The following is a 23,050-nucleotide window of genomic DNA, read 5'->3' on the forward strand; positions in this document are numbered from 1 at the left end:
ATTATCACAAATACCTCACAATTATCTTGTTAATTTATTTGTATTTTATTTTTAACACGCAACCTAATGACTCCAAAACTAATGTATAATGAGTATTAGATATTTCTCGAACTATTGCATCCTGACTACTAAAAGCACCTGAATCTAACTTTATTTTATCTCCTATCTTAAATGGAGCTACTGAAACTTCGCTAATCGCAGGAGATTCTATGCTACTTTTAATAATCCTAATTTCTTCATCACGAACAATTGCCGGTTTACCCAACCAAAATAAATAACGAATAACTCCAGGAATTTGAAACACTAAATTTCTATCCAAGTCTTCTAATTGAACAAAAACATAAGAATTAAACAAAGGCACTTCTACCTTTTTTTTTCTATCCGACCATTGTCTTATTTGAATAATCAATGGGCAATAACACTTTACCCCTATCTTATTTAATTGATCCGCAACTTTTTTTTCCCATCTGGGTTTAGTATAAACTACATACCAATTCATTATTATTTATTTTGTTATGAATTTTATCTACAAACATCAATACAACAGCAACTAATTCATTACAATATCATGACCCAATACCCAGATATACAAATCCGATTTTCTTTAGCTCTTCTTTATCTAATATATTTCTTCCATCAAAAACAAAAGCTGGTTTTTGCATTGAATTATAAATTCTTTCCCAATCATATTTCACAAACTCATCCCACTCAGTCAAAACAGCAATCGCATGAGCTCCGTTACAAGCTTCATAAGCATTTTCAAAAGTAGCAACTGCTTTAGTATTCTCTTCTAAAACTCTAGTTTCTAAATAATTTAAGTCATTTAGCATCTTTTCCCTAGAGACTTTAGGATCATAAACAGCAATTTTAGCTTGTTCGTTAATCAAATCATCAGCTACATAAATCGCTGCTGACTCACGCGTATCATTTGTATCCTTTTTAAAAGCCCAACCTAAGAATGTTATTTTTTTGCCTGAAACGGTATTATATAGTGTCTGAACAATTTTATTGGAGAACCTTTTCTTCTGATGGTCATTCATAATAATCACTTGCTCCCAATAATCGGCTACTTCATTTAATCCATATGACTTTGCAATATAAACTAGATTTAAAATATCTTTTTGAAAACATGATCCTCCAAATCCAACAGAAGCTTTAAGAAATTTAGAACCAATTCTTGTATCCATTCCAATTGCTCTTGCCACTTCATCTACGTCAGCTCCAGTCTTCTCACACAATTCAGACATGGCATTGATTGAAGATATTCTTTGAGCCAAAAATGCATTTGCAGTCAACTTTGATAGCTCTGATGACCAAACATTTGTCGTTAGAATTCTATCTGATGATACCCAATTCGAATACACTTCTACAAGAGCGTCTATTGCTTCTTTACCTTCTGATGTAGCATCACCACCAATTAATATTCGATCTGGATTTAACAAATCTGTTACTGCCGTACCTTCAGCTAAAAACTCAGGATTTGATAAAATTTGAAATTGAACTCCATTTCCTGTATTGTCCAAAATACTTTTAATAGCTTCAGCTGTTCGTACTGGCAATGTCGATTTTTCGACTACAATCTTATTATCTTTTGCAATCTTGGCAATTTGTCTTGCACATAATTCAATATACTTTAAATCTGCTGCCATTCCTTTCCCTTTTCCATAGGTCTTAGTAGGCGTATTTACAGATATAAAGATAATTTGAGCCTCATCTATAGCTTTTTCAACATCAGTAGAAAAGAATAAGTTTCGACCTCTCGCTTCGGCTACAATCTTATCTAGGCCAGGTTCATAAATTGGTATATTATCGGTATTCTCATCATTCCATGCCTTGATTCTTTCTTCATTTAAATCAACTACTGTAACTTGTATATGCGGACATTTTTGTGCTATAACTGCCATAGTTGGTCCACCTACGTAACCTGCACCAATACAACAAATCTTTGTGATTTTCATCTAACTAAATTTACAAATATTTTTTATTCTGTTTTTATTCTATTTTAAAGAAAACTATTTCTTTAAGTTACTCCAATACCAACTTACAGCTTCTTTCAAACCTTCTTGTAAAGAATATTTAGGATCGTATTCTAATAATCTTTTTGCTTTATCTATACTTGCTAAAGAATGCGGAATGTCTCCTGCTCTAGTTGGCCCATAGGTTATTTCTATAGACGCAATTTTAGCATCATTTTCGGATAAATATTTTTTTAAATAACCAACTAAATCATTTAAGGTATTTCTATCTCCATATGCAGTATTATAAACTGTATTAACTGCTTCTGGATTCTTAGTCGTAATAGCCAAAGCATTCATTTGAATCACATTATCAATATAAGTAAAATCACGCGAAAAATTCCCATCCCCATTAATAACTGGGCTTTCGTAATTCATTAATTGCATTACAAATTTAGGAATCACCGCTGCATAAGCTCCTTTTGGATCTTGTTTCCTTCCAAAAACATTAAAATAACGCAATCCAATTGTTTCCAACCCATAAGTTCTGCTAAAGATCTCAGCATATAACTCATTTACATATTTTGTAATAGCATAAGGTGACAATGGTTTTCCTATTACTTCTTCTACCTTTGGTAATCCTTCTGAATCACCGTAAGTAGACGAGCTTGCTGCATAAATAAATCGTTTTACTTTAGCATCTCTTGAAGCCACAAGCATGTTTAAAAATCCCGAAACATTAACGTCATTCGTTGTAATTGGGTCATTTATGGATCTTGGAACTGAACCCAAAGCTGCCTCATGTAAAACATAATCAACCCCTTGAACCGCTAAAATACAATCAGCTATATTTCGAATATCTCCTTCAATTAATTTAAAATTGTCATTCGCAACAAAATCTTTTAAATTATGTCGATGACCTGTCGAAAAATTATCTAAACAAACAACTTTATGACCTTGCCCTAAGAAATATTCACATAGATTAGAACCTATAAAGCCAGCTCCTCCGGTAATTAATATCGTGTTTTGTGATTCCATAATTAATACTTTAAATGACTCGATATTATTTTTTACTGAATTTATTAAAAATCGCTTTTAATAAACTTACTTTTTTTGATTCCTCGTGGTATCCATTAGAATAACTTCCATAGCCGTATCCATATCCATAAGTTGCTCCGTATTTGGCTTTATTCTCAAATCCATTCAAAACAATACTTGCATTTGTGAGTTCTCCTCTTTTAACCCTATTATTCAACAACGTTATCATATCTTTTTTGGTATAATTTTGTCTCACAATATACAAAGTTACATCACTATATTGTACCAATTCTAAAGAATCTGAAACAAGTCCAACTGGAGGCGTATCTAAAATTATGTAATCGTATTTTGTCTTCAACTCATTCATGAATTCTTTCATCGTTTCTCCTAAAATCAATTCAGAAGGATTTGGAGGAACTGGTCCTGAAAAGATGACATCCAAATAAGGAATCTTAGTTTTATTTGTAATTTCTTCTAAGTTTTTCTCCTTAATCAAATAATTAACCACGCCCATTTCATTAGTCAATTCAAATTCTTCTGCCAACCTTGGCTTTCTTAAATCAAGACCTACGATAACGGTTCTTTTTTCACTTAATGCAAATACAGTAGCTATATTAATAGAACAAAACGTTTTCCCTTCACCACTTATCGATGAAGTTATCATTAATGTCTTTGCTCCATCAACTTGTTGCTTTTTATATAAAAACTGTAAAGAAGAACGAATTGACCTAAACGACTCAGACAAAGCAGATTTAGGCTTACCAAACACCGCTAAATTCGTGGCCTCATTATTTACTCCCACCACTCCAATTAATGGAATCTGTGTTTGCCTACTAACATCTTCTATATTCTGGATCGAGTTATTAATAAAAAAAATAACACATATTAATAATAACGGAATTAGCACCCCCAAGAACAATGCCAAAACATAATTAACTGATGTCTTAGGCCCTATCAATCCACCACCAATATCTTTGGCTGGATCTATAAAATGAATATCCGATAAATTAGCCGCTTTTACTATATCTGCCTCACTTCTTTTTTGAAGAAATGTACTGTAAACATTATCGCTTAAATCGTACTTTCTCTTAATTTTCAATAATTCTTGTTGCTCTTCTGGCAATTTTTTTATTGTACTTTCTGTCTGTCCAATTTTACTATTAACCATTTCCAAATCATATTGTAAAGAAAACTTTGCCGAAGCAATATTTTCTAACAATACATTCTTGATAGCCATCATTTGATTATCAAAATCTTTAAAAATCTTATCACTTTTTACTGCATAGGCCATTTCTGATCTTTGTGCAGAAAGCGATATTAACTTAGAAACATTTATAACAATGTTTGGATCTTCTATTCCTGCAACTGATGGAGCGGGCAACCTAGAATAATCAACACTGTTTTTTAAATATGTTTTTAACGAATTATAATATGCTATTTTACGAGTAACCTTATCTTTTTCGACATCAAAGTCCATGATTTTATCTGAAAACTTACTCCCTCCTTCTTCTATATTATAAACATTTTTGCCTTTTCGAAATGTCTTTAATTCATCTCCAGTCTGCTTTAACTGCGCCTCCATTGCCACAAGTGTACTATCTATGAAATTAATTGTATTTGTCGCAAATTGATTTTTACTATCAAGTTGAATTTTTATTAGCATTTTTACTGTCGAATTTAAATATTCAACCATTCGTGCTTTATTGGTTCCTTGCATTCCTAATGTAATTATCGAACTTCCTCCTTCGTCAGATCTTACACTTATACCACGGTATTGCGCAACCGTTCCATCAAAATCATTAAATCGCACAAAATATTCTTTGCCTTTATAAAAACCAGGATTATCATTTATTTGCAATTTCCAGTTTAAGAAGGGCAACGAAACTTGTTCTCCAACTTTATACTTCTTTACAAAATCTCCTATCTCTACAGCCGTGCTACTATATGAATTATTAGCATAAGTGATTAATGAAACTGAATTATTCTCAAAAGGAATTCTAATTTCATATTCATTAGCATTTAAAAACTTAATACTAATTAATGCCGCTGCTAATTGTCCTTTCGATTTATCTATAGCAACAAAAAAAGGGACAGCTCCATAAGAGTCTACCATATTATACTTGCCTTGTTCTAGATAATCGATATAATATTGCAACTTATCAACAACTCGCTCATTGTGAGATCTCGATTGTAACACTGTGATTGTATTACTTATTTGATCGGAAGTTCCTCCCCAATTAAATACTAAACTTGTATTTGAAGTAAAGAATGGATTATTTTCTTCTTTTATGGAAATCAAAGTTTCCATTCCATATATTTTTTCTTTACGAATATTTACCTGATAAGCAATTGCAAAGGAAATTATTAAACTCAATAAAAACCATTTCCAGTATCCCCCAATTTTCAACAAAAAACCTTTAAAATCAAAATCTGATTGATTGTCAAAAATCGAAAAATCTTTTATGTCTAACATTTTGTAGGTTTTTAAAGTTTTAAAAGTAAAAATGTAGTTGTTGCCAAAGAAATTATAGTGATTATTGTTCCAATAGATTCTATTCCTGTTCTACCCGTCCCCCAAGTTTTTTGCTTAAGTGGTTTTACATATATATAATCATTTGGTTGTAAAAAATAATATGGAGATTTTATTGCATTAAGATCCGTAAGATCTATATCATGCATTTCGACTCCTGTTGGTGATTGACGAATAATAGTAACGGCTTTTCTATTACCTGTAATTGTAATATCACCAGAATTAGCAATGGCCTCCATTACATTTACCTGTTGCTGAAAAAGTGTTTTGGTACCTGGAGATCCTACTTCTCCATTTATTGTATATCTAAAACCTCCAAGCTTTACTGTTACAAATATATTTGCTTCTGGCTTGAAATGTTCGTCTAATAATTGTTTTTCTATTTTAACACGTACTTCTTCAAGTGTGTATCCCATAACATTTATTTCCCCCAGAACTGGCATTCTTATATTTCCATGATCATCAACTGTAAAGCCATCAAAATATAATCCTGCTTCTGAGTTAGATAAATTTTGTCCTACGGTTTTATCTGTAGTATTAAAAATAGCTACCAACTTTGGATCAATTGCTTTTATATTAATACTTAAGATATCATTAGTCTGTAATCGATAGGGTTTTGATTCTACAGCAGCAACAATATTACTTTCAGTACTTGTTGTTCCTTTATCTTGTAAATAAACTAAATCATTTAGCGGAATGCATGATGCAAAAAGAGTGCTAATAAGCAACAACAGATAAAGAGAGTTTTTATTCATTTACAGAATTTTAATAGCAAATATAGCTTTTCATTTATTATTTAGAAAACATCAATTTTCTCGACTGACTCTGTTAACTATTTTTAAACGTTTTCTCAAACGGAACCCTATGCAATATACTTCGTCCAAGGGTTACTTCGTCTGCATATTCTAATTCATCTCCTACAGCAATTCCGCGTGCTATTGTTGAAATTATAATTTCAGCATCAGCTATTTGTTTGTAGATATAAAAGTTGGTTGTATCGCCTTCCATTGTTGAGCTTAAAGCAAAAATGATTTCGTTTACCCCACCTAACTTTACCTTTTCTACTAAGGTAGTTATATTCAACTGACTTGGTCCAACTCCTTCAATAGGAGAAATTTTCCCTCCTAAAACATGATAAATCCCTTTATATTGCCCTGTGTTTTCTATAGCCATTACATCGCGAATATCCTCAACTACACATATTGTCTGATGATTTCTTGCAGTGTTAGCACAAATTTCACATACTGCAATATCAGAAATATTATGACAGCTTTCGCAAAATTTAATATCGGCACGCATTGTCATTAATGCTTCGGCTAAAAAACCTGTTTGTTCTTTGGGCTGTTTTAATAAATGTAAAACTAATCTCAAAGCTGTACGCTTACCAATACCTGGCAATTGTGACATTTCGCTGACTGCTTTCTCTATTAATTTTGAAGAAAATTCCATGAAGACAAAAATACTAAATTTGTGGGTTTACTCGACTTTTGTTTTATGGAAAATAGAAGTTTCAAATAACTGAGATTTTACATTTCATAAAACTTCTTATTATAATTGTTCTTATTAGGAACTAGCCCAGATAGAAGCGACATCCTTTTTCTGTTCGCCACAGCGAACAGAAAAAGATATAGCGGATAGCTGGAAATAGCTACTAAAAAAACAATAAATTAATTATTTTACAGAACTAATACTGATTTGTTGTAAGCAAAACTAATGTACAGGCAACTTGAGCCTTAATGTTATTAAGTTCTAACAACTGATACAACTCTGGATTTTCAGTTCCTGGATTAAAAATCACTCTCTTAGGCTTAGCTTCTACAATATAATTATAATAATCTCGCTGACGCGATGGATTCAAATATAAAGTAATTGTATCGATATTTTTAAGCGGAATTGCCTTTGTATGAATTTTTACTCCAGCAACTTCTCCAGCATTTTGTCCAATTGCCAAAACGGTATGTCCTTTTTCTACTAATTTATTTATAGCTAAAAAAGCATATCTATCTGGCTTGGTAGTTGCTCCAAGCACTACTGTTTTTTTATTTTTCATTGTCTTTAATATATACTACAAAAGTAATCAAAAAGGTTTAGCTCTTGGATGATTTAAAAAGTTTAGTTATTTTTCAACAAAATCAATTACCTATTAATTAAACTACAATCATATCTTTTAAAAAAGACTATTTTTACAAGACTAAACAAGACTTTATGGATCTATTTATTTACTTATTTGCTGCTCTTTTCTCGGTATTAAACCCAATTGGAACAGTTCCAATCTTTGTAGGATTAACACAACACGACTCCAAGAAAGAGCGTTCCAGAATTTCTTTATGGACTGCAATAAATGTTTTCCTAATCTTAATCGTTTCATTTTTTGTGGGACAATATATGCTAACTTTCTTCGGAATTAGTATCGATGCTCTCCGTATTGCTGGAGGAATTATAATTGTAAATTCAGGATTCTCTCTACTTTCAGGAAAATTCAACAAGAAAAGAGGGATAAACAAAAAGATAGAAACAGATGCACAACAAAGAAATGATATTGCTCTTACCCCACTTGCAATCCCGATGCTTGCAGGCCCTGGATCAATATCTTTATTAATTGCTTTTTATCAAGAACACCACCAAACTAGCGAAGTTATAATAGGTTCATTTGCTATTTTAGCAATTGCTGTTGTAATTTTTATTATTCTTAGAAGCGCACATTATCTTGCTAAGATACTTGGAGCATCAGGAATTGTTGCAATATCTAGAATAGTTGGCTTTATTGTAATTGCAATTGGAATACAATATATAGTGAGTGCAATTATCAATATAATTAAAGTGAATTTAATGTAATTTTGATTTCGCTAAAAATAAAAAAAGGGATAAATACTTAAAATTTATCCCTTTTTTTATAATTCTGTTTTAACTTATGCTCTTGGTAAAAATACTTCTGCCATCATACATCTTGCACTTCCTCCACCGCAAGCTTCGATAGTATCTAAACTTGAACTTAAAATTTCCGCATGGTTTTCTAATTGTGAAATTTGCTTTGGCGTTAAACTTTGATGAGCTGAAGCACTCATTACAATATATTTTTTATCATTTGCTCCACGAACTTCAAGCATATTTCCTGCGAAATTATTTACTTGAGCTTCTGTAATTAAAATAACTTCTTTTTTATCCGCTTTTAGATTTTCAAGAACCATTTTACGCTCTTTTTTATCATCAATACAGTCTGCACAAATCACAGCAAAAGTCTCTCCTAAACACATCATAACATTAGTATGATAAATTAGTTTTCGTTCTCCATTAACAGTTTGAAATGCTTCAAAAATAACTGGTGCATAATCAAAATCTTCACAGAATTCTATAAATAATTCTTCATCAGCTCTTGGTGACAAGGCGCAATATGCTTTTCCATTTGCTCTATCCAAAAGTAAGCTCCCTGTTCCTTCTAAGAAAAAACCATCCTCTTCTGCCGATGTATAATCTACGATATTATTGATTTCGAATCCTTTTTCTTCTAAAATATCTAAGATATCTTCACGACGCTCCTGACGACGGTTTTCGGCAAACATAGGATATAATGCTACATCCCCATTTTCATGAAAAGAAACCCAGTTGTTTGGGAATATACTATCTGGCGTATCTGGATTTAGAGTATCTTCTACTACGGTTACATCTACTCCAACTGCTCTTAATTTCTCAACGAAAGCATCAAACTCTTGTTGTGCTTTTGCATTTACTGTAGCTGGCAAAAGCCCATCTAACACTTTTTGATAATAATTGTTTACTGCCGTTTGTTCATTCATACGGAATGCCACTGGGCGAATCATTACTATTGCGTTTGTAGTTTGTTTCATTTTATTTATTTTTTTGTTTCAAACTTCAGGTTTCATGTTTGCAATAAACTTGAAAACTAAAACTTAAAAACTATTTTTAGTCTCTAATTAACGGCAATGTCGAACATCTTAACAACCCTTCTTGTTTAGCTATTTCAGCATAAGGAATTTCTTCTACAACAAAACCATTACCTCTTAACCAATTATTTAGTCTCGTAAAATTCTTCTCTGACACAACAACATTTGTATCTATTGAAAAAACATTAGAATTCATATAATACATTTCTTCTCTCTCGATATGAAATAAATTCTCTTTACCAAAAAGACTCACTAGATACATATAATCAGCTTCTTCACGAAATCCTCTTCTATAAATAATTCCTTTATCTTTCCCTACTGGTTGAAAGCAACAATCAAGATGCAAAGCATTATCGCGAGCTTCAATTTTAGATTTAACTAAATCAAACTCTTTAACTATTTTATTTGGAAACAAATTTCTAATGAATTCAACTCCCTCCATATTTGTTCTTGCGGTAATATAATCTTTATAGTCACTTCCTTTATAAGTCCCTATAAAAATATAATCATTCCAAAGCATAACATCTCCTCCTTCAATATGCACTTCTACAGGTGGACGAACAACTTTGTTAGGATCCATTTGATCTATTATGTATTGGATTGCATCCAACTCACGTTCTCTATCAGGTAAAATATTCGATTTCACAAAAACGTCATCTATTACGAAACCAATATCTCTAGCGAAAATCTGATTGTAATTTTCAATCATTTCAGGACGAAAAACTGTCACATTGTATTTTTGAAGTACTGCATTAAAAGCTTCCATTTCGGCAACCATATCAGACTCTACTGGATAAGTTCCTGCCTTAATATGCTCCAATGATTTCGGATCATACGCTTCCTCTATAGTTGGCGTAGGTCCGTTATGAACTGCAGATCCCAAAACTACAGCCCGTAATCTTGATGTTTCGTTCTTTACATTTAATTGTAACATATTCTATTATTTGATTTCAACAAAGATAAAAAAAAGCTTCACAGTTAAGTGAAGCTTTAAATTGAATTTTATTTATTCGATTTGAATTCTCTTAAAGGATGACCAGTATATATTTGTCTAGGTCGACCGATTGGTTCTTTATTTTCACGCATTTCTTTCCATTGCGCAATCCATCCTGGTAATCTTCCGATAGCAAACATTACTGTAAACATATCAGTAGGAATTCCTAATGCTCTGTAAATGATTCCTGAGTAAAAATCTACGTTAGGATATAAGCTTCTTGATTTAAAGTATTCATCTTCAAGAGCTGCTGCTTCTAATTTTTTAGCTATCGCTAAAATTGGATCATCAACACCTAATGTATTTAAAACTTCATCTGCAGCTTTCTTAATAATTCTAGCTCTCGGATCAAAGTTTTTATAAACTCTATGACCAAATCCCATTAAACGGAATGGATCATTTTTATCTTTGGCTTTCGCCATAAATTTATCTGTATCTCCACCGTCTTTATTAATCTCTTCTAGCATCTCAAGAACAGCTTGGTTTGCACCTCCATGAAGTGGTCCCCAAAGTGCAGAAACTCCAGCAGAAATCGAAGCAAATAAACCTGCATGAGAAGATCCAACCATTCTTACTGTAGATGTAGAACAGTTTTGTTCATGGTCACCATGTAAAATGAACAATTTATCTAATGCATTAACTATAATAGGGTTTGCTGCATAAGGCCCAGTAGGCAATTTAAACATCAATTGCATGAAGTTCTCTACATATCCTATCGTATTGTCATAATAGTTTAATGGATACCCCATAGTTTTTCTATACGTCCATGTAGCAATAACAAGAAACTTAGCTATTGTTTTACAAACAGCCTCATACATTTCTTTTTCATTTTCTACATTTACCGACTTAGGATTAAAAGCTGTCAAGGCACTTGTCAATGCAGACAAAACCCCCATAGGATGAGCCGTTTTTGGAAAACCATCAATGATGTTTTTCATTTCTTCGTTTACCAAAGTATGCTTTTTAATATCAGCATCAAATTGTGCTAATTGTTGAGCAGTTGGTAATTCTCCAAAAATTAATAGATAAGATACTTCAGGAAAACTTGCTCGTTCGGCTAAATCTTCGATTGAGTATCCTCTGTAACGTAAAATTCCTAATTCACCATCAAGAAAAGTAATTTCACTTGTACAAGAACCAGAGTTTTTATATCCTGGATCAAGAGTAATGAAACCAGTTAAATCACGTAATTTGTTAATATCGACAGCAGATTCATTTTCGCTTCCAGTTATAACAGGAAGTTCAATTTTCTTACCATCTACTTCTAGGGTAGCTATTTTTGACATAATATAATCGGAAATAAATCTTTTAAATAATAATTTATCAAATCTAAGGAATTTAAGACTAACTAAAAAAGGAATCTTGCTATGAATTTGTTAAAACTCCAAAAAAAAACCATTCGTTTTCACGAATGGTTTTTTTTTTAAATATATAACTCTTACAATTATTTAATCTTGAAAGCATTTAATCCAGGAAAATAAGCAGTACTACCTAGCTCTTCTTCAATTCTAAGTAATTGATTGTATTTTGCCATACGATCTGAACGTGAAGCCGAACCAGTTTTAATTTGACCACAGTTTAATGCTACTGCTAAATCTGCAATGGTATTATCTTCAGTTTCTCCTGAACGGTGAGACATTACTGAAGTATAACCTGCATTTTTAGCCATATTTACTGCTGCAATAGTTTCTGTTAATGTACCAATTTGATTTACTTTAATAAGAATAGAATTTGCAATTCCTTTTTCAATTCCAGTAGACAAACGCTCCACATTAGTTACAAACAAATCATCACCTACTAATTGTACTTTATTTCCAATTTTCTCCGTAAGCAATTTCCATCCATCCCAGTCATTTTCATCCATTCCATCTTCAATAGATATAATTGGGTATTTAGCTACTAATTCAGCTAAGTAATCAACTTGCTCAGCAGAAGTCCTTACTTTACCTGTTTCTCCTTCAAATTTAGAGTAATCGTATTTACCGTTTACATAAAACTCAGCAGCTGCACAATCAAGAGCAATCATAATTTCGTCACCGAAAGTATATCCTGCATTTTCAACAGCTTTTTTAATAGTATCTAAAGCATCTTCAGTACCACCTGGTAAATTTGGAGCAAAACCTCCTTCATCACCTACAGCTGTACTTAATCCTCTGTCATGCAAAACTTTTTTCAAGCTATGGAAAATTTCAGTTCCCATTTGCATAGAGTGAGAAAAAGAAGTTGCTTTTACAGGGAAAATCATAAATTCTTGGAAAGCAATCGGAGCATCAGAGTGCGAACCCCCGTTAATAATGTTCATCATTGGTACTGGCAATGTATTTGCCGAAACACCACCTACATATCTATATAAAGGCAATCCTAACTCATTAGCTGCTGCTTTTGCTACAGCAAGAGAAACACCTAAAATAGCGTTTGCTCCTAATTTAGATTTATTTGGAGTTCCATCTAAATCGATCATAGCTTGATCAATTACATTTTGTTCAAAAACTGAAACACCAACTAATTCTTCTGCAATAATAGTATTTACATTATTCACTGCATTCAAAACTCCTTTACCTAAAAAAGCTTTACCTCCATCACGTAATTCAACCGCTTCATGTTCTCCAGTAGACGCTCCAGACGGAACAGCTGCTCTTCCTAAAACTCCATTATCTGTAATTACATCAACTTCAATAGTAGGATTACCTCTAGAATCAAAAATTTGTCTTGCGTGAATTTTTATTATAATACTCATTATTTTTATTTTTTATTATTAAATTATAAATATTTTTCGAAATTATAAAAATATTTAACACCAATTAAGTTCCTTAGCAATAAAATACTTTTATTTATTAACTCAATCGTTTTAGTTTAATTCCCCTTTATGTTCTCAATAAACTGATCAAACAAATAAGATGAATCATGTGGCCCTGGACTAGCTTCTGGATGGTATTGTACAGAAAAACAATTCTTATTTTTCATACGCATACCCGCAACAGTTTCGTCATTAAGGTGCAAATGTGTAATTTCTAAATCCGGATGATTATCTAGTTGTTCTTTATTAACAGCAAAACCATGATTTTGCGATGTAATCTCACCTTTACCTGTAATTATATTCTTAACTGGATGATTTATTCCTCTATGTCCGTTAAACATTTTATAAGTAGAAACTCCATTTGCTAAAGCAATAACTTGGTGTCCTAAACAAATACCGAATAATGGCTTATCATTTGCCAAGATCTCTTTAGCAACTTCGATTGCACCAAATAATGGATCTGGATCACCTGGGCCATTTGACAAGAAATATCCATCTGGATTGAATGCAGATAAATCTTTAAATGTCGAATCATATGGAAACACTTTGATATAACAATCTCTTTTTGCCAAATTACGCAAAATATTCGTCTTAATCCCTAAATCTAATGCTGAGATTTTATAAGTTGCGTTTTCATCTCCATAAAAGTACGGTTCTTTTGTTGATACTTTAGAAGCAAGTTCCAATCCTTCCATATTGGGAACATTTGCTAATGCGATCTTTAAATCCTCTATAGATGTCCCGTCAGTACAAATAACAGCATTCATTGCTCCGTTATCACGTATATAACTAACTAATGCTCTTGTATCAACATCAGAGATGCAAATAAGATTTTCTTTTATAAAATATGACTCTAAACTCTCTGAAGCACCTTCTCGAGAATAGTTAAAGCTAAAGTTTTTACAAACCAATCCTGATATCTTGATACTATCAGACTCTATTTCAGAATCATTTACGCCATAATTTCCTATATGAGCATTGGTAGCAACCATAATCTGACCAAAATAAGAAGGATCTGTAAAGATTTCTTGATACCCTGTCATTCCTGTATTAAAGCAAACTTCGCCAAAAGTTGTACCACTAATTCCGATTGATTTTCCGTGAAAAATTGTTCCGTCGCTTAATAAAAGAATGGCGCTTTGTCGTGTTGTGTATTTCATTTGTAATTAGATATTTTGCAAATTTAATTTTTTAAAAGAGCGAGTGCAAGGTTTTTTAAAAAATTCATCTCTAAAAATAAAACCCTAAGAGGGGAAAGTGTTAGATTATTGTGTTTTAGTTTCAAAAAAAACAAAAAAAAAGGATAAACTAGTAACTAGTTTATCCTTAATTCTTATTGAATGATTATTTTCATAATTATTCAGAAGCTTCAGTTGTCGTTTCTGTATCAGCAGCAGGAGCTTCAGAAGTCTCTTCAGCTTTCTTTGCTTTTCCACCACGACGGCTTTTTGCTTTTTTAACTTCTTTTTTACCTCCGTTGTAAAGTTCATTGAAATCAACAAGTTCGATCATCGCCATATCAGCGTTATCTCCTAAACGATTTCCAACTTTAATGATACGAGTGTATCCACCTGGACGGTCTCCTACTTTAGCAGCTACATCTCTGAACAAGTCAGTTACAGCATATTTGCTACGTAAGTATGCAAAAACAATACGACGATTGTGAGTCGTATCTTCTTTTGATTTTGTGATTAAAGGCTCAACGAATTGTTTAAGCGCTTTAGCTTTAGCAACAGTAGTGTTAATACGTTTGTGCTCAATAAGAGAACAAGCCATATTAGCCAACATAGCTTTTCTATGTCCAGTCTGTCTGCTTAAGTGATTGAATTTTTTTCCGTGTCTCATTGCTATGTTAAATTTAACTCGCCTAAGCGAATTAGATTATTCTTTATCTAGTTTGTATTTAGCTAAATCCATTCCGAAAGTTAAATTCTTAACTGCAACAAGTTCATCAAGTTCAGTTAAAGATTTTTTACCAAAATTACGGAATTTCATTAGGTCATTTTTATTGAACGATACTAAATCACCAAGTGTATCAACTTCAGCCGCTTTCAAGCAATTTAATGCTCTCACAGATAAATCCATATCAACAAGCTTAGTTTTAAGCAATTGTCTCATATGTAATGACTCTTCATCATACGATTCTGTTTGTGCAATTTCGTCAGCCTCGAGTGTAATTCTTTCGTCAGAGAATAACATGAAGTGGTGAATTAAAACTTTAGCAGCTTCAGTAAGGGCATCTTTAGGATTAATAGATCCATCAGTTTTGATTTCAAAAACTAATTTTTCGTAATCTGTCTTTTGCTCAACACGGAAGTTTTCAATTGCGTATTTTACATTTTTTACCGGAGTAAAAATTGAATCTGTAAAAATAGTTCCAATTGCAGCATTCTGTTTTTTGTTCTCCTCAGCAGGAACGTATCCTCTACCTTTTTCGATCGTTAAATCGAAATTCAGTTTAATTTTACTATCTAAATTACAGATAACAAGGTCTGGATTCAGTACTTGGAAACCTGAAATAAATTTTTGAAAATCACCTGCTGTTAATTGATCTTTACCAGAAACAGAAATAGTAACTGATTCATTATCGATATCTTCAATTTGGCGTTTGAAACGAACTTGTTTAAGATTAAGGATAATTTCGGTAACATCTTCAACAACACCTGAGATAGTAGAAAACTCATGATCTACACCTTCAATGCGAACGGATGTAATTGCATAACCTTCTAATGCTGAAAGCAAAACTCTTCTAAGTGCATTACCAACAGTCAATCCATAACCAGGTTCTAAAGGTCTAAATTCGAATTTACCTTCAAAATCGGTTGAATCGATCATGATAACTTTATCGGGCTTTTGAAAATTAAATATTGCCATAAATTTCGACTAAGTCAATTATTATTTGTTGTACAACTCTACGATTAATTGTTCTTTAATGTTTTCTGGAATTTGAAGTCTCGCAGGTACAGAAACAAAAGTCCCTTCTTTAAGATCATTATTCCAAGTAATCCATTCATAAACATGACTTGAATTAGATAAAGAACGTTCGATAGCTTCTAAAGATTTAGATTTTTCACGAACAGCAACTTTATCACCAGGCTTAAGGTGGTAAGAAGGAATATTAACAACTTCACCGTTTACTGTAACGTGTCTGTGAGATACGATTTGACGTGCACCTCTTCTAGAAGGAGCAATACCCATTCTAAAAACTACATTATCAAGTCTTGCTTCACATAATTGTAATAAAACCTCACCAGTAACTCCTTTAGTAGCTGATGCTTTTTCGAATAAATTTCTGAATTGTTTTTCTAAAATTCCGTAAGAATATTTAGCTTTTTGCTTCTCCATTAACTGAACAGCATACTCAGATTTTTTTCCTCTTTTTTTAGCCATCCCGTGTTGTCCAGGTGGGTAATTTCTTTTTTCGAAAGATTTGTCATCTCCGAAGATTGCTTCGCCAAATTTACGAGCGATTCTTGTGCTTGGACCAGTATATCTTGCCATTTTAAATTGTTTAAGATTGAGATTATGAATTCAGGTCTTATCCTTCGATAATCTATTTTCAATCTAGGTTATACTATATTTTTTGAGTATTAAACTCTACGTCTTTTAGGAGGACGACATCCGTTGTGAGGCATTGGAGTAACATCGATAATCTCTGTAACTTCAATTCCACCGTTATGAATAGAACGGATAGCAGACTCACGTCCGTTTCCTGGTCCTTTTACATAAACTTTAACTTTTTTAAGTCCTGCCTCAAGAGCTACTTTACTACAATCTTCTGCTGCCATTTGAGCTGCGTACGGAGTATTCTTTTTAGAACCTCTGAAACCCATCTTACCAGCTGAAGACCAAGAAATAACTTCACCTTTCTTATTAGTCAAAGAAATGATAATGTTGTTGAAAGTGGCAGAAATATGAGCTTCACCCGTTGATTCAACGATAACTTTACGTTTTTTTGCAGTTGCTTTAGCCATATTACTTATTATTTAGTTGCTTTTTTCTTGTTAGCAACAGTTTTTCTTTTACCTTTTCTTGTTCTAGAGTTGTTTTTAGTTCTTTGTCCTCTTAATGGAAGACCAGATCTATGACGGATACCTCTATAACAACCAATATCCATTAAACGTTTGATGTTTAAAGAAACTTCAGAACGTAATTCTCCTTCAATTTTAAAAGATGATACTGCTTCACGAATTGCTCCGATCTCATCATCATTCCACTCTTGAACTTTTTTATCTTGGCTTACTTGAGCTTTTTCTAAAATCTCAATAGCTCTACTTCTCCCTAATCCAAAGATATAGGTAAGTGCTATAACACCTCTCTTATTTTTTGGGATATCTACCCCTGCTATTCTTGCCATAATTATCCTTGTCTTTGTTTAAATCTAGGATTCTTTTTGTTTATTACGTACAATCTCCCTTTTCTACGCACAATGATGCACTCGGGACTTCTCTTTTTTACTGATGCTCTAACTTTCATAGTGAATATCCTTTAATATCTATAAGTAATTCTTGCTTTTGACAAGTCGTAAGGGCTCATTTCTAGTTTCACTTTATCACCAGGTAATAATTTGATGTAATGCATACGCATTTTTCCAGAAATATGAGCAATTACAATATGTCCATTTTCTAATTCTACACGGAACATCGCATTTGATAATGCTTCAATGATTGATCCGTCTTGTTCTATTGCTGATTGTTTTGCCATATAAAAATTAAGCTACTGCTTTTCTATTTTTACCAGTCTTCATTAAACCATCATAATGTTTGTTTAACAAGTATGAATTGATTTGTTGAATAGTATCTATTGCAACACCAACCATAATTATTAACGAGGTACCTCCAAAAAACATTGCCCAAGATTGTTGTACATCCATAAAACTTACAACAATGGCTGGGAACACAGCAATCAAAGCAAGGAATAAAGATCCTGGGAAAGTTATTAAAGACATTACTTTATCAAGAAAATCTGAAGTTTCAACTCCTGGTCTAACACCTGGAATAAAACCACCACTTCTCTTTAAGTCATCAGACATCTTATTAGTAGGTACTGTGATCGCAGTATAAAAGAAAGTAAATACAACAATTAAAGTTGCAAACACAAAGTTATACCAGAATCCAAACATATTACTAAAAGTACCTACAATTGATTGTGATGCGTCTGATTTTGATAATCCAGCTACAGCCGCAGGAATAAACATAATTGCTTGAGCAAAAATAATCGGCATAACCCCAGAAGCATTAAGCTTAAGTGGAATCCATTGTCTATTTCCTCCCATCAAATCTTGCTCATAATCACCTGAAGTTGTACGACGAGCGTATTGTACAGGGATTTTACGAACTGCCATAATTAACAGTACACAAGAAATGATTACTAATAACCAAATAATAATTTCAATAACTAATAACATTGGTCCTCCATTGTTATTGGTAACTCTGGTTGTAAATTCTTGAATAAAAGCTTGTGGAAAACGAGCTAATATACCAACCATAATCAACAATGAAATTCCATTTCCAATACCTTTATCTGTAATTTTCTCTCCTAACCACATGGCAAAAATTGTACCTGTAACCAAAATTATCACAGAAGAAAATAAAAACTCAAAAGAATTAAAACCTAGTAAGAATGCACTACTAGGTAATGTTCTATATAAATTATAGATGTAAGTTGGTCCTTGAACTAGTGTAATAACAATAGTTAACCAACGTGTTATCTGATTAATTTTTTTTCTACCGCTCTCCCCATCATTTTGAAGTTTTTGTAAATACGGAATCGCAATTCCCATTAACTGTACAACAATAGACGCTGAAATATAAGGCATAATACCTAAAGCAAAAACTGAAGCTTTAGAGAATGCACCTCCGGTGAACATGTCTAGAATAGATCCTAAACCATTTTTTGTTTGTCCCGCTAATCCAGTCAATTGCGTTGCATCAATTCCAGGAAGCGTAACGTGTGCTCCAAAACGATATACTAAAAGAAGTCCTAAAGTAATTAAGATTCTATTTTTTAGTTCTTCGATTTTCCAAACATTACTTATTGATTCAATAAATTTCTTCATACAATAGAAAAATTATATTGTTACAGCCTCTCCACCAGCAGCTTCAATAGCAGCTTTTGCAGTAGCAGTAAATTTGTGAGCAGTTACTTTTAATTTTGCTTTCAACTCTCCTCTACCTAAAATCTTAACGATTTCATTTTTGGTAGCTAGACGATTAGCCACATAAACTGTCATATCAACAGAGTCTGTAATAATACCATTGTCTACTAATAATTGAAGCGTATCTAAATTTACACCTTCGTATTCTTTACGGTTGATGTTTGTGAAACCAAACTTAGGTACACGTCTTTGAAGTGGCATTTGCCCTCCTTCAAATCCAATCTTTTTAGAATAACCAGAACGAGATTTTGCTCCTTTGTGACCTCTTGCAGAAGTACCACCTTTTCCTGAACCTTCTCCTCTACCTAATCTTTTATTTTGATTGTGCGTTGACCCTTCAGCTGGTTGTAAGTTACTTAAATTCATAACAGTATTTGTTATTTAGCTTCTTCAACAGAAACTAAGTGTTTAACTTTGTTTATCATCCCAAGGATAGCAGGATTTGAATCATGCTCTACAACTTGTCCCATTTTACGTAGACCTAAAGCTTCCAAACCTCTTTTTTGAGAAAGAGGACAGTTGATTTTGCTTCTTACTTGTTTTACTAATAATTTAGCCATAATTTCCTTGAATTAACCTTTAAAAACTTTTTCTAAAGAAACACCTCTTTGTTTTGCAACAGTATAAGCGCTTCTCATTTGTAATAAAGCATCAAAAGTTGCTTTAACTACGTTATGAGGATTTGATGATCCTTGAGATTTAGATAATACATCGTGAATACCTACTGATTCAAGAACTGAACGAACAGCTCCACCAGCAATAACTCCTGTACCATGAGACGCAGGAATTAAGAATACACGTGCACCACCAAATTTACCTTTTTGTTCGTGAGGAACTGATTGTCCATTCAAAGGAATTTTAACTAAATTTTTCTTAGCATCTTCTACTGCTTTCGCAATTGCTTCAGAAACATCTTTAGATTTTCCTAATCCATGTCCTACAACTCCATTTTCATCACCTACAACTACAATAGCAGAAAAACCGAAAGCTCTACCACCTTTTGTAACTTTAGTAACACGATTAACACTTACCAGACGATCTTTAAGTTCAAGACCACTTGGTTTTACCAATTCTACATTTTTGTATTTAGACATAATATATTAGAATTTAAGTCCAGCCGCTCTTGCGCCTTCTGCTAATGATTTAATACGACCGTGATATAAGTATCCTCCTCTATCGAAAGTTACTGTATCAATCCCAGCTTTTAACGCTTTTTCTGCAACAAGTTTTCCAACTGCGTTTGCAATTTCTACGTTCGTACCTTTACCTATTTCTTTTTCTCTTGAAGATGCAGCAAATAAAGTAACACCGTTTACGTCATCAATAAGTTGTGCGTAAATTTCTTTGTTACTTCTAAATACAGATAGTCTTGGTTTAGCAGCATAACCACTAATCGTTTTTCTAATTCTGAATCTAATTCTCTGTCTTCTATCAGATTTTGTTAATGACATAATCTTATTTTTTAAGCTGATTTACCTGCTTTTCTTCTTAATACTTCACCTACAAATTTAACACCTTTACCTTTATATGGTTCTGGCTTACGGAAACCTCTAATTTTTGCCGCAACCTGACCTAAAAGTTGTTTATCAATTGATGTTAATTTTACGATAGGGTTTTTACCTTTTTCAGATATTGTCTCTAAAACTACTTCAGGAGCAATTTCTAAAACAATATTGTGAGAATATCCAAGAGCTAAATCTAACTTTTGTCCTTGGTTTGAAGCTCTATAACCTACCCCAACCAACTCTAAAGATTTAGTAAACCCTTCATTTACACCAACAATCATATTATTGATTAATGATCTGTAAAGTCCGTGTTTTGCTCTGTGATCTTTGTGATCAGACGATCTTTCTACTAATACTTGATCGCCTTCAACTGTAACAGTTACGTCCGAAAACTCCTGAGTAAGTTGACCATTCTTTCCTTTTACTGTAATAATACCATCTTTAACTTCAACAGTCGTAGCAGCAGGGATTACAATTGGATTTTTACCTATTCTTGACATCTTATATAGTCTTTATAATTAGTATACGTAACAGATTACTTCACCACCTACATTTAATTGCTTAGCTTGTTTTCCTGTCATCAAACCTTTTGATGTAGAAACAATAGCAATTCCTAATCCGTTAAGGATTCTTGGTAAGTTAGCAGCACCTGCATATTTACGCAAACCTGGTTTACTAATTCTTTGGATATCTTTAATTACCGACTCTTTAGTATCTTTATCATACTTCAAAGCGATTTTGATTGAACCCTGAACGGCGTTGTCCTCAAATTTGTAACTCAAGATATAACCTTGATCAAATAAGATCTTAGTTATTTCTTTTTTTAGATTAGATGCCGGAATTTCAACAACTTTGTGGTTTGCAGCCACAGCGTTACGAACTCTCGTCAAATAATCTGCAATAGGATCTGTATACATATGTATTTGATTGCGATTATGGTTTTCGGGAGACACTCGTCTCCCGAACCTTTAATCAATTAAAATTATTTTTTGGTTTGCAAAAGTAATAACTTATTGCGAGATTACCAAGACGCCTTTTTAACTCCAGGAATTAATCCATTATTAGCCATCTCACGGAAAGTTACACGTGAAATACCAAATTGACGAATATAACCTCTTGGTCTACCTGTTAATTTACAACGGTTGTGCAAACGAACTGGTGAAGCATTTTTAGGTAATTTTTGTAAACCTTCAAAATCTCCAGCTTCTTTCAAAGCTTTTCTTTTCTCAGCATACTTAGCTACCGTTTTCTCTCTTTTCACCTCACGGGCTTTCATTGATTCTTTAGCCATGTCTTAATTCTTTTTAAAAGGTAAACCTAATTCAGCCAATAATGACTTTGCTTCTTTGTCTGTTTGAGCAGTTGTAACAAAAGTAATATCCATTCCTGAAATTTTGTTTACTTTATCAATATCAATTTCTGGGAAAATGATTTGCTCTAAAACTCCAAGGTTGTAATTACCTCTTCCATCAAAACCAGTAGCTTTGATACCACTAAAATCTCTTACACGTGGTAAAGCAGAAGTAATAAGTCTATCTAAAAACTCATACATTCTTTCACCACGTAAAGTAACTTTTGCACCAATCGGCATCCCTTTTCTCAATTTGAATGACGCAACGTCTTTCTTTGAAATAGTAGATACTGCTTTCTGTCCAGTGATCTTTGTTAACTCATCAACTGCATAGTCAATAAGTTTTTTATCAGATACAGCTGCACCAACTCCACGGCTCAAAACGATTTTTTCCAATTTAGGAACTTGCATTACGTTTGTGTATCCGAATTCCTCTTTAAGAGCAGAGATTACTCTACTCTTATATTCTTCTTTTAGTCTAGGTGTATATGCCATTACTATAGTACTTGATTAGATTTTTTTGAAAATCTTACTTTCTTATCTCCTTCTACTCTAATACCAACTCTAGTTGCTTCCTTAGTTTTAGGATCAATTAGTGAAATGTTAGATATTTGTATAGAAGCTTCTTTCTTAACGATACCACCTTGAGGGTTTTTAGCACTTGGTTTTGTATGTTTCGAAACCATGTTTACACCTTCAACTATCGCTTTATTTTTCTCACGGTAAACACGTAAAACTTTACCTTCTGAACCTTTATGGTCTCCAGCAATTACTCTTACGATATCTCCTGATTTTATTTTTAGCTTTATCATCTTAAAACG

The 23,050-nt window shown here is 32.8% G+C and carries 30 protein-coding genes; 1 reads left to right on the forward strand and 29 read right to left on the reverse strand.

All coding sequences use genetic code 11. From position 1 onward, the window contains the following. Positions 1-34 precede the first annotated feature (34 nt). From EAG11_RS14350 to EAG11_RS14380, 7 genes are all read right to left on the reverse strand, one after another. Entirely contained in the window at positions 35-499 is a 465-nt protein-coding gene (locus tag EAG11_RS14350) for a UpxY family transcription antiterminator (RefSeq protein WP_129539772.1), read from the reverse strand. 67 nt (positions 500-566) lie between these two features. Next, entirely contained in the window at positions 567-1,958 is a 1,392-nt protein-coding gene (locus tag EAG11_RS14355; RefSeq protein ID WP_129539773.1) for a UDP-glucose 6-dehydrogenase, read from the reverse strand. Positions 1,959-2,012: 54 nt separating this feature from the next. Next, complete coding sequence (locus tag EAG11_RS14360) at positions 2,013-2,993, reverse strand: SDR family oxidoreductase (RefSeq protein ID WP_164998712.1); 981 nt, start codon at positions 2,991-2,993, stop codon at positions 2,013-2,015. 25 nt (positions 2,994-3,018) lie between these two features. Beyond that, positions 3,019-5,466, reverse strand: a complete 2,448-nt coding sequence (locus tag EAG11_RS14365) for a polysaccharide biosynthesis tyrosine autokinase (RefSeq protein ID WP_129539775.1) — start codon at positions 5,464-5,466, stop codon at positions 3,019-3,021. A gap of 11 nt (positions 5,467-5,477) precedes the next feature. Continuing rightward, positions 5,478-6,278, reverse strand: a complete 801-nt coding sequence (locus EAG11_RS14370) for a polysaccharide biosynthesis/export family protein (RefSeq protein WP_129539776.1) — start codon at positions 6,276-6,278, stop codon at positions 5,478-5,480. 73 nt (positions 6,279-6,351) lie between these two features. Next, a complete protein-coding gene (gene recR / locus EAG11_RS14375) occupies positions 6,352-6,972 on the reverse strand; it encodes a recombination mediator RecR (protein WP_129539777.1) in 621 nt (206 codons plus the stop codon). Positions 6,973-7,207: 235 nt separating this feature from the next. Next, positions 7,208-7,573 (reverse strand): CoA-binding protein, encoded by a 366-nt coding sequence (locus EAG11_RS14380; protein WP_129539778.1) that lies wholly within the window; start codon positions 7,571-7,573, stop codon positions 7,208-7,210. A 155-nt stretch (positions 7,574-7,728) separates the two neighbouring features. Here EAG11_RS14380 and EAG11_RS14385 point away from each other — a divergent pair, with 155 nt between their 5' ends. Further along, entirely contained in the window at positions 7,729-8,358 is a 630-nt protein-coding gene (locus EAG11_RS14385) for a MarC family NAAT transporter (protein ID WP_129539779.1), read from the forward strand. Positions 8,359-8,432: 74 nt separating this feature from the next. Here EAG11_RS14385 and ctlX read toward each other — a convergent pair whose 3' ends face one another. The 22 genes from ctlX to rplX all read right to left on the reverse strand — a co-directional run bounded on the left by ctlX (position 8,433) and on the right by rplX (position 23,041). Further along, complete coding sequence (gene ctlX, locus EAG11_RS14390; RefSeq protein ID WP_129539780.1) at positions 8,433-9,368, reverse strand: citrulline utilization hydrolase CtlX; 936 nt, start codon at positions 9,366-9,368, stop codon at positions 8,433-8,435. Positions 9,369-9,444: 76 nt separating this feature from the next. After that, entirely contained in the window at positions 9,445-10,359 is a 915-nt protein-coding gene (locus EAG11_RS14395) for a dimethylarginine dimethylaminohydrolase family protein (RefSeq protein WP_129539781.1), read from the reverse strand. Positions 10,360-10,427: 68 nt separating this feature from the next. Continuing rightward, a complete protein-coding gene (locus tag EAG11_RS14400; protein WP_129539782.1) occupies positions 10,428-11,705 on the reverse strand; it encodes a citrate synthase in 1,278 nt (425 codons plus the stop codon). Between the two features lie 158 nt (positions 11,706-11,863). After that, entirely contained in the window at positions 11,864-13,156 is a 1,293-nt protein-coding gene (eno, locus tag EAG11_RS14405) for a phosphopyruvate hydratase (protein ID WP_129539783.1), read from the reverse strand. Between the two features lie 116 nt (positions 13,157-13,272). Then, positions 13,273-14,376: a glutamine-hydrolyzing carbamoyl-phosphate synthase small subunit gene (gene carA / locus EAG11_RS14410; RefSeq protein WP_129539784.1), complete on the reverse strand. Its 1,104-nt coding sequence runs from the start codon at positions 14,374-14,376 to the stop codon at positions 13,273-13,275. A 196-nt stretch (positions 14,377-14,572) separates the two neighbouring features. Beyond that, the gene (rplQ, locus tag EAG11_RS14415) at positions 14,573-15,061 is read right to left on the reverse strand and encodes a 50S ribosomal protein L17 (protein ID WP_035619618.1); all 489 of its coding nucleotides are present in this window, start codon (positions 15,059-15,061) and stop codon (positions 14,573-14,575) included. Between the two features lie 36 nt (positions 15,062-15,097). Beyond that, positions 15,098-16,090: a DNA-directed RNA polymerase subunit alpha gene (locus EAG11_RS14420; RefSeq protein WP_008464329.1), complete on the reverse strand. Its 993-nt coding sequence runs from the start codon at positions 16,088-16,090 to the stop codon at positions 15,098-15,100. 21 nt (positions 16,091-16,111) lie between these two features. Next, positions 16,112-16,717: a 30S ribosomal protein S4 gene (gene rpsD / locus EAG11_RS14425; protein ID WP_035619621.1), complete on the reverse strand. Its 606-nt coding sequence runs from the start codon at positions 16,715-16,717 to the stop codon at positions 16,112-16,114. A gap of 89 nt (positions 16,718-16,806) precedes the next feature. Beyond that, on the reverse strand, positions 16,807-17,190 hold the full coding sequence (rpsK, locus tag EAG11_RS14430; protein ID WP_007803677.1) for a 30S ribosomal protein S11: 384 nt from the start codon (positions 17,188-17,190) through the stop codon (positions 16,807-16,809). Positions 17,191-17,198: 8 nt separating this feature from the next. Continuing rightward, positions 17,199-17,573: a 30S ribosomal protein S13 gene (gene rpsM / locus EAG11_RS14435; protein WP_129539785.1), complete on the reverse strand. Its 375-nt coding sequence runs from the start codon at positions 17,571-17,573 to the stop codon at positions 17,199-17,201. Positions 17,574-17,575: 2 nt separating this feature from the next. Then, positions 17,576-17,692: a type B 50S ribosomal protein L36 gene (ykgO, locus tag EAG11_RS14440; protein WP_072945378.1), complete on the reverse strand. Its 117-nt coding sequence runs from the start codon at positions 17,690-17,692 to the stop codon at positions 17,576-17,578. Between the two features lie 12 nt (positions 17,693-17,704). After that, positions 17,705-17,920: a translation initiation factor IF-1 gene (gene infA / locus EAG11_RS14445; RefSeq protein WP_007136545.1), complete on the reverse strand. Its 216-nt coding sequence runs from the start codon at positions 17,918-17,920 to the stop codon at positions 17,705-17,707. Between the two features lie 7 nt (positions 17,921-17,927). Then, the gene (gene secY / locus EAG11_RS14450) at positions 17,928-19,274 is read right to left on the reverse strand and encodes a preprotein translocase subunit SecY (RefSeq protein WP_129539786.1); all 1,347 of its coding nucleotides are present in this window, start codon (positions 19,272-19,274) and stop codon (positions 17,928-17,930) included. A 12-nt stretch (positions 19,275-19,286) separates the two neighbouring features. Continuing rightward, positions 19,287-19,739 (reverse strand): 50S ribosomal protein L15, encoded by a 453-nt coding sequence (gene rplO, locus EAG11_RS14455; RefSeq protein WP_039111735.1) that lies wholly within the window; start codon positions 19,737-19,739, stop codon positions 19,287-19,289. An 11-nt stretch (positions 19,740-19,750) separates the two neighbouring features. After that, positions 19,751-19,933 (reverse strand): 50S ribosomal protein L30, encoded by a 183-nt coding sequence (gene rpmD, locus EAG11_RS14460; protein ID WP_017495010.1) that lies wholly within the window; start codon positions 19,931-19,933, stop codon positions 19,751-19,753. A gap of 12 nt (positions 19,934-19,945) precedes the next feature. Then, positions 19,946-20,470 carry a 30S ribosomal protein S5 gene (rpsE, locus tag EAG11_RS14465; RefSeq protein WP_085950271.1) on the reverse strand — a complete coding sequence of 175 codons (525 nt, stop codon included), beginning with the start codon at positions 20,468-20,470 and terminating at the stop codon, positions 19,946-19,948. Positions 20,471-20,473: 3 nt separating this feature from the next. Continuing rightward, entirely contained in the window at positions 20,474-20,824 is a 351-nt protein-coding gene (gene rplR, locus EAG11_RS14470) for a 50S ribosomal protein L18 (RefSeq protein ID WP_129539787.1), read from the reverse strand. Between the two features lie 11 nt (positions 20,825-20,835). Continuing rightward, complete coding sequence (gene rplF, locus EAG11_RS14475) at positions 20,836-21,378, reverse strand: 50S ribosomal protein L6 (protein WP_129539788.1); 543 nt, start codon at positions 21,376-21,378, stop codon at positions 20,836-20,838. A gap of 18 nt (positions 21,379-21,396) precedes the next feature. Then, positions 21,397-21,795 (reverse strand): 30S ribosomal protein S8, encoded by a 399-nt coding sequence (gene rpsH, locus EAG11_RS14480; RefSeq protein ID WP_129539789.1) that lies wholly within the window; start codon positions 21,793-21,795, stop codon positions 21,397-21,399. 104 nt (positions 21,796-21,899) lie between these two features. After that, positions 21,900-22,169 (reverse strand): 30S ribosomal protein S14, encoded by a 270-nt coding sequence (gene rpsN / locus EAG11_RS14485; protein WP_007803655.1) that lies wholly within the window; start codon positions 22,167-22,169, stop codon positions 21,900-21,902. Positions 22,170-22,172: 3 nt separating this feature from the next. Next, positions 22,173-22,724 carry a 50S ribosomal protein L5 gene (gene rplE / locus EAG11_RS14490; protein ID WP_035619635.1) on the reverse strand — a complete coding sequence of 184 codons (552 nt, stop codon included), beginning with the start codon at positions 22,722-22,724 and terminating at the stop codon, positions 22,173-22,175. Positions 22,725-22,726: 2 nt separating this feature from the next. After that, positions 22,727-23,041 carry a 50S ribosomal protein L24 gene (gene rplX / locus EAG11_RS14495; protein WP_035619636.1) on the reverse strand — a complete coding sequence of 105 codons (315 nt, stop codon included), beginning with the start codon at positions 23,039-23,041 and terminating at the stop codon, positions 22,727-22,729. Positions 23,042-23,050: the final 9 nt, after the last annotated feature.

It is taken from the genome of Flavobacterium sp. 140616W15 (assembly GCF_003668995.1).
Taxonomy (GTDB): Bacteria; Bacteroidota; Bacteroidia; order Flavobacteriales; family Flavobacteriaceae; genus Flavobacterium.